The following is a 6686-nucleotide window of genomic DNA, read 5'->3' on the forward strand; positions in this document are numbered from 1 at the left end:
CGGAACGGGCGCGTCCAGGGCCGTACGCCACCGGCCGACCGCGGCCGCGTCCACCGGCCCGGCCCATCCCGCCGGACGGGCCGCGCCGCCGATGTGGAAGGCGTCGATCCCGGCGGCGCGCAGGGCGGACAGATGGTCGAGGCGCAGCCCGCCACCGGCCATGATGCGCGGCTCATAGCCCGGCGTACCGGTCCGTGCCGCCTCCTCGGCCAAGATCGGCAGACCGTCGTCGACGCCGCGCGCGGACCCGGCGGTGAGATACGTGTCGAGGCCGGGGATGTCGGCGAGCCGCTTGCGCAGCCCGTCGCGATCCGCGGCCCGGTCGACGGCCCGGTGGAAGGTCCAGCGGCTCTCGTCCACGCCGCCGCCCGCCCGCACGACCTCGGCCAGCGCGGTCACGGCGGCAAGATCGACCCCGCCGTCGTCGGTCAGGAAGCCCAGGACGAACTCGTCCGCCCCCTCCGAATGCAGTGCGGCGGCGGCCTGGCACAGCGCGTCGAACGCGGCGGGGTCCCCGGCCGCGAAGCCGTCGGCGGCGCGGAGCATCACCCGTACCGGCAGGTCCACGGCCGAACGGACGGCGGCGAAGATCTCACGGGAGGGGGTGAGCCCGTCGGCGGCCATGTCGGTGACCAGTTCGAGGCGGTCAGCCCCTCCGGCCTGTGCGGCGATCGCGTCCGCCGGGTTCAGGGCGATCACCTCGAGAATTGGTCTAGACATGCTCCACAGCTTGCCACACCGCACAAGAGGGCAAACCGCTACCCCACAATTGGCCCATGCCCGCACCCGCGCCCGCCCGCCATCCGGCCCATGACGCCCTGCTCACCCGCTGGGCGGACCTCCTCACCAGCGCCCGCGAAGCCACGGCTCCCGCTCCCCTCCCCTACGGCGAGGACCTTCTGACCCGCTGGGCCGAACCCCAGCGCCGCTACCACACCACCGATCACCTGCTCGCGGTCCTGGACCGGGTGGACGAGCTGCTCCCCCATGTCCAGGCCCCCGACCCCGCCGCGATCCGCCTGGCCGCCTGGTTCCACGACGCCGTCTACCTCCCCGACCGCTCCACCAACGAGGAACGCAGCGCCCGCCTGGCCGAACGCGCCCTCCCGGAAGCCGGCGTCCCGGAGCCCCGCGTGGCCGAAACCGTCCGCCTCGTCCTCGTCACCCGCGACCACGACCCCGCCGAGGGCGACACCAACGGCGAAGTCCTCTGCGACGCCGACCTCGCCGTACTGGCGGGCTCCCCCGCCGCCTACGGCGCCTACGCGGCGGCGGTCCGCGAGGAGTACGGCTTCGTCCCGGACGACGCCTTCCGCGAGGGCCGCGCCAACGTCCTCCGCCATCTGCTGGGCCTGTCCCGCCTCTTCCGCACCCCGGAGGCCCACGACCGCTGGGAGGCCGCCGCACGCCGCAACATGGCCACTGAGCTGGAGCTGCTCGGTGCGTAACATGTGCCGTTCGCGGCTCTGAAGTTGACGGACCATCCGCGCACGCCAGGGGGGGCAGCATGGACGACAACGCAGTACACCTCGATGACCAGGCACTCCCCTTCTGGGTCGAGGTGACCGAGGACGGCGACGACGACTCGATGGGCATCCTCGGAGGAGGCAACCCCGAGCTGCGGATGGTCCCGCTGGGCCCGCTCCGTAAGAACCTCGCCGCGACCGTCGACGCCCTGCAGCAGGTCTACCCACACTCTCGCGGGGGCGCACTCAGCCCTCCCGATCCCCCCGGACCACCTGTACGCGACCGCCCATCTGACCGGTCTTACGACAGCGCAAATCACCGCTGGTCTGACCCGGCTCGGTCTCAACGTGGAGCCAATCCCTGAAGACCTCGCGGCCGACATCGCCATAGAGGATGAGCTCCACGCGACCTTTGGCTCGGACGCACCCACGAGAGCCACTTCGCCCGTGGACCGCTCGAACCCCGTCAGGCGCATCTCTCCCCGCCCTCGCCTCCGTCGCCATGAGAAACCGCGTCTTCTTCCGCGAGGCTGCCCAAGCCGCGACAGGGCTGGGCATGTCTCACGAGGCGGAGAACTGGTTCGGGTGAGGGCGCGAGGGATCAGGCTGTGCGAAACTCGCCGCGTATGAGGGCCGAGACGAACGACGACCAGCCCGCTACCGAGACGGTCAGGGCCGGTCCGTCGGGGTCCTTGGAGTCACGGACCGGGATGACGCCGTGGGTCTGGGCGAAGGTGCGGGAGAACTCCACGCATTGGCCGCCACTGCCGTCGCTGTAGGAAGACCTGGCCCATTGGGCAGCCGTGAGATCCAAGTCGGCGCTCATTCGCGGTACTCCTTCGACACGGTCCTGATCAGGCTCAGTGATCGATCCGGGGACAGCGCATGCGCCCTGAGCAGATCATAGTCATCCAGGGCCGAGGCAACCGTCTGTGCAGAGTCGTGCATCCTCCCTCCTACCCGGGTCTCGGTGTAGAGCACCGTGGGAGCATCCGTGAAGCGCAACAAGGTGAAGGGCTTCGCGTGTGCGGCGGGAGCGCCTGCCGAGAACGGCATGACCTGAAGCTTGACGTGTGGTGACCCCGCTGCCGTCAAAAGGTGTTCAAGCTGCCCGGTCATGACGTCAGCGCCGCCAACCACCGTTCGCAGGCACGCTTCGTGCAGGATCACCCAGAGGAGCGGCGGGGTCTCCAGCTCGAAAACCTCGCGCCGACTCAGACGCGCTGCGACCTTGCCCTCGATCACCTCGGCTTCTTCCCGCGGATGGGATGACCGGAAGATGGCCCGCGCGTAGTCCTTCGTCTGAAGGATGCCGATCACGAGGTTCGCCGAGTAGTCCAGCACCCGTAACGCCTTGCGTTCCAGGTTGAGGTACGGGGTGAACCACGAAGGGTGATCGCCCTCGTCAATCCTCCGGAGCATGTCCGCGAATAGGTGGCCCGTCCCGAAGGCGATGTCACAGCCCCCCGCGAACTTGTCGCTGGGCCTGGGCAGGAGCTTCCCGGCCTCCACCCTGCTGACGTACGCCTCCGAATAGCCAGCGGCCAGGCCCAAGCGCTTCTGCGTGAGCTTGCGAGCAAGACGGACCTGTTTGACGTCACGTCCAAAGCGCTGGAGCGGGTTCAAGTGAGCGGGTGGGGTGGTCTCGTCCAATGCTGTGACCTCTCGCTATGTGATCAGGGCCAGCATCGCGGCAGGTCACAGACTTGCACACTGCCGTTCAAGGCGTCTCATTCTATTGGCATCCGCGTTACTCGCGTGACGAATTGACTACACGCGGTGCCCATCTCGGTGTCGCTGCCAACATCTGAGTGGAGCTGATGACATGAACGGTCTGCGCCTCCTGCCCTGGTCCAGCCCGGAAGGAAAGCCCTGCTACCTGGCGACGGACGACAGCAACAGCCGGTTGAGCCGGAAAGCAGACGAGATCGAGGCGCTCCAACTCGCCATGGGCGCCCAACTACTCGCCCATGCCCGGGCCATGCTCGAGCAGGACAAGGCGAGCAGCGGCGAACTCCGCTTTCTGGCCTGGCGACTGGCCGAAGCGTTGGCAGACGCGTTGCGCGTCGCCGAGAGCAGGGGTGGACGGCTCCTTGTCCATGGCGAGCAGGGCGCTGACGAGCGGAACCAAGCCGATCAGTGACGGTAGTCATGGGGCCGGTTGGTGTACCTGTGGCCGGTGGGGGCGGTCCAGGTGGCGACGCCCGTTCGAGAGTCGCGCCTCACCGACCAGTCGGGGTGGTGGGTCTTCATGCGGTGGTGACGTCTGCACAAGGCCCCGAGGTTTTCCGGGACCGTCTGGCCGCCCGCCGCCCGGTCGTGGTGGTTGAACGGCTCGATATGGTCCAGGTCGCAACGGTGGGCGGGCATACGGCAGGTCGGGAAGGTGCAGTAGGCGTCGCGGGCGATGACATGGCGCTCGGTTTCGGCGGTGGGTTTGTAGGTAGTCGGGTCGGTTTTGATCAGCATCCCCGTCTTCGGTTCGATGATCAGGCGGTGCCAGACCGTGCCCTTGGCAAAGGCGATCCTGCGCGCCTGCCCTGCGGCGATCGGACCGTAGCCCTTGAGCTGGGCCGGGTCGTCGCTGTCGCCAATCAGGACATCCAAGGGGACAGTGACCTGAACCACCGCCGCCGAGCGGCCACCTGCGGGCGGCCCGCCTGGGACTGGCCCGCCCGAGAGTGGTTCACCGAGGCCCGATCCGCCCGGGGTCGGTTCACCCGATGTCCGCATGCCTGAGGTCGCCGCACCCGGGTGGGTGCGGTTGAGTACCAAGTCGACCAGGGCGTCCACCCGCTTCTGCTCCAGGGTCCGGCCCTCATCGGGCAGGGTGGCGGCGTGGGCATCCACCGCGGCGTTCATGGCGGCGGCCTGCTCGGCCGGGAGGGTGGCGCCCCAGAGCGCCATGCCGTCGTCCTTCGGGTAGTGGACCATCTGCCGCTCACGCCTACGGGCCTGGTGGCGCTGCTCGGCGCCGTACGGATCGGCTCGTAGGATCTCGCGGGCCAGAGCGCGGCGGGTCTGGCCCGTGGCCATGGCCGGCATCTTCTCCACCAAGACGGCCTCGACCTGCCCCGCCACCTCCGGGTCCAGGACTGCGCATGCCTCGGTGACGGCTACTGCCTGCATGTAGCAGATCTCTCCGCGCTCCAGCATCCCCAGCGTGGTGGGGTACTGCCGGTCAAGCTCGCGGGCGACCTCCAGGCGCTTTGCTGCCGTCGTGCCGGACAGCTTCAGCGCACAGGCAACTTCCTCGCAGGTGAAGTTCCAGGCGGCTTCGGCGTCACGGTCCCGTACTGCCTCTGGAAGCTCCGCCTCGGCGTCCGCTTCCAACGCGGCCAGGATCTGGGCCTGATGCGCCTGGATCCAGCCCGTATGACGCTCCAGGGCTTTCAGTGCATCGATCCGGCCGGTGCGGGACAGCTTCTCCGCGTCCAGGACCGGCAGTACGGCCGCGGTCTCCGGCCCCGGTGCCGCTGTGGCCAGATGGGCGGCCCATTCGTCCGGCGCGCCCGGGCCGTTCAGTTCGCTGGTCGTTTCCTCCGTCACGTCGATCACCCCCCAGTGATCTCCTCAACCCGCCTCCCCCAGCGGGTTCACATCTCGATCCTTCCTCACTCAGCGTGACAACACCAGGTCACCGTCACCAGACCACCCAATCGAGTGAATGTTCGAAAGTCGAGCACCTCACTGTTCCGCGCAGGAATGCCGAGGTCAGGCCATGGTGTTGAGCCTGGCATGCCCTCGTCTTCCCCAGCGGATTCCGCTCGCTCCCGCATGCCCTTGGCGGTCTATGTCCTCGGGCTGTCCGTCTTCGCCCTCGGCACCTCCGAGTTCATGCTGTCCGGGTTGCTGCAACCCGTCGCGCGGGACATGGGGGTGTCCATCCCCACGGCCGGATTGCTGATATCGGCCTTCGCGATCGGGATGGTGGTCGGGGCGCCGGTGCTGGCGGCGGCCACGTTGCGGCTGCCCCGGCGGACGACGCTGATGGCGCTGCTGGCGGCGTTCGGGCTCGGACAGATCGCGGGGGCGCTGGCGCCGTCGTACGGGGTGCTGTTCGCCTCGCGGATCGTCAGCGCGCTCGCGTGCGCCGGGTTCTGGGCGGTGGGCGCCGCGGTGGCCGTATCGCTGGTGCCGGTGAACGCGCGGGCGAAGGCGATGGCGGTGATGGTCGGCGGACTGAGCATCGCGAACATCGCCGGGGTCCCCGCCGGGGCGCTGCTCGGGCAGCACGCGGGGTGGCGCGCCGCCTTCTGGGCAGTGGCCGGGCTGTCGGCGCTCGGGCTGGTCGGAGTTGTCGCGCTCGTACCGCGTACGGAGGTGCCGACCGGGGACGACCGGCCGCGGCTGCGGGCCGAGTTGCGCATCTACCGCGACCGGCAGGTGTGGCTGGCGCTGGCCGCCACCGCGCTGAGCGGTGGCGCGGTCTTCTGCCTGTTCTCCTACCTCGGGCCGCTGCTGACGGATGTGGCGGGGCTGGACGAGAGCTGGGTGCCGACCGTGCTCGCCCTGTTCGGGGTCGGCGCGCTGCTGGGTACGGTGCTCGGCGGGCGGATCGCGGACGCGCATCTGTTCGGCACGATGCTCGGGGGCATCAGCGCCTCGACGGTCGTGCTGAGCGCGCTGGCGCTGACCGCGCACAGCGCGGTCGCGGCCGTGACCTTGGCGCTGCTGCTCGGCTTCACCGCCTTCTTCACCGCGCCCGCGCTCAACGCCCGGATGTTCAACCTCGCGGGCGCCGCGCCCACGCTCGCGGGCGCGACGAACACCTCGGCCTTCAACATCGGCAACACGGTGGGCCCGTGGCTCGGCGGCCTCGTCATCGACCTGGGCTGGGGCTACCCGGCGGTCGCCTGGACGGGAGCGGCACTCGCCGGTACGGGCGTGGTGACGACGGCCGCCGCGATGCGGCTGCACCGGGCGGCCGGTGCTTCGCGCGTCATCGCCACATCGGCGGCACACTCCCCGGCGGATACGGAAGCGGCCCCCGACCCGTCACGCACAACGCACTGACCGGACGCGGCGACGCCGCCCGCGCGGGGCCCACACCTTGGCGCCGAAGTCCTGGGCTTGAGGCCCGCCATACCGCCCGAGGGGCGGCCGGTCGGCAAGGCGGGCCCCGGGCCCGCAGCGGTCAGTCCGCGTCCGCGGCCCGCTTGGGGCAGCGGAGGCCCGCGGCCTTCAGACCGCGTACCGCCCGCGACGCGGCCACCCTCA

The 6686-nt window shown here is 70.0% G+C and carries 8 protein-coding genes; 4 read left to right on the forward strand and 4 right to left on the reverse strand.

The window, feature by feature from the left end; genetic code table 11:
• Positions 1-720 (reverse strand): copper homeostasis protein CutC (locus tag KN815_RS44745; protein ID WP_216347543.1); only part of this gene is annotated, 720 nt, incomplete at its 3' end.
• Between the two features lie 56 nt (positions 721-776).
• On the opposite strand from KN815_RS44745, the gene KN815_RS44750 reads away from it, so the two are divergent.
• Positions 777-1448, forward strand: a complete 672-nt coding sequence (locus KN815_RS44750) for an HD domain-containing protein (RefSeq protein ID WP_216347544.1) — start codon at positions 777-779, stop codon at positions 1446-1448.
• Between the two features lie 276 nt (positions 1449-1724).
• On the forward strand, positions 1725-2096 hold the full coding sequence (locus KN815_RS52670; protein ID WP_507229930.1) for a hypothetical protein: 372 nt from the start codon (positions 1725-1727) through the stop codon (positions 2094-2096).
• On the opposite strand, the gene KN815_RS44755 is transcribed toward KN815_RS52670, so the two are convergent.
• Together KN815_RS44755 and KN815_RS44760 are read right to left on the reverse strand one after the other, a co-directional pair.
• A complete protein-coding gene (locus KN815_RS44755) occupies positions 2068-2292 on the reverse strand; it encodes a DUF397 domain-containing protein (RefSeq protein ID WP_216347545.1) in 225 nt (74 codons plus the stop codon). The genes KN815_RS52670 and KN815_RS44755 overlap by 29 nt on opposite strands.
• The gene (locus KN815_RS44760; protein ID WP_216347546.1) at positions 2289-3119 is read right to left on the reverse strand and encodes a helix-turn-helix domain-containing protein; all 831 of its coding nucleotides are present in this window, start codon (positions 3117-3119) and stop codon (positions 2289-2291) included. The genes KN815_RS44755 and KN815_RS44760 overlap by 4 nt, the downstream gene beginning before the upstream one ends.
• A gap of 172 nt (positions 3120-3291) precedes the next feature.
• Between KN815_RS44760 and KN815_RS44765 the strand changes: the two genes are divergently transcribed.
• Positions 3292-3609: a hypothetical protein gene (locus KN815_RS44765; protein WP_216347547.1), complete on the forward strand. Its 318-nt coding sequence runs from the start codon at positions 3292-3294 to the stop codon at positions 3607-3609.
• Here the strand turns inward: KN815_RS44765 and KN815_RS44770 are convergent.
• On the reverse strand, positions 3603-5024 hold the full coding sequence (locus tag KN815_RS44770) for an HNH endonuclease signature motif containing protein (RefSeq protein WP_216347548.1): 1422 nt from the start codon (positions 5022-5024) through the stop codon (positions 3603-3605). The two genes, KN815_RS44765 and KN815_RS44770, sit on opposite strands and share 7 nt — an antisense overlap.
• Before the next feature lie 219 nt (positions 5025-5243).
• Here KN815_RS44770 and KN815_RS44775 point away from each other — a divergent pair, with 219 nt between their 5' ends.
• Entirely contained in the window at positions 5244-6482 is a 1239-nt protein-coding gene (locus KN815_RS44775) for a Cmx/CmrA family chloramphenicol efflux MFS transporter (protein ID WP_253209638.1), read from the forward strand.
• Positions 6483-6686: the final 204 nt, after the last annotated feature.

Origin of the sequence: Streptomyces niphimycinicus (assembly GCF_018883605.1) — a bacterium.
Classification (GTDB): Bacteria; Actinomycetota; Actinomycetes; order Streptomycetales; family Streptomycetaceae; genus Streptomyces; species Streptomyces niphimycinicus.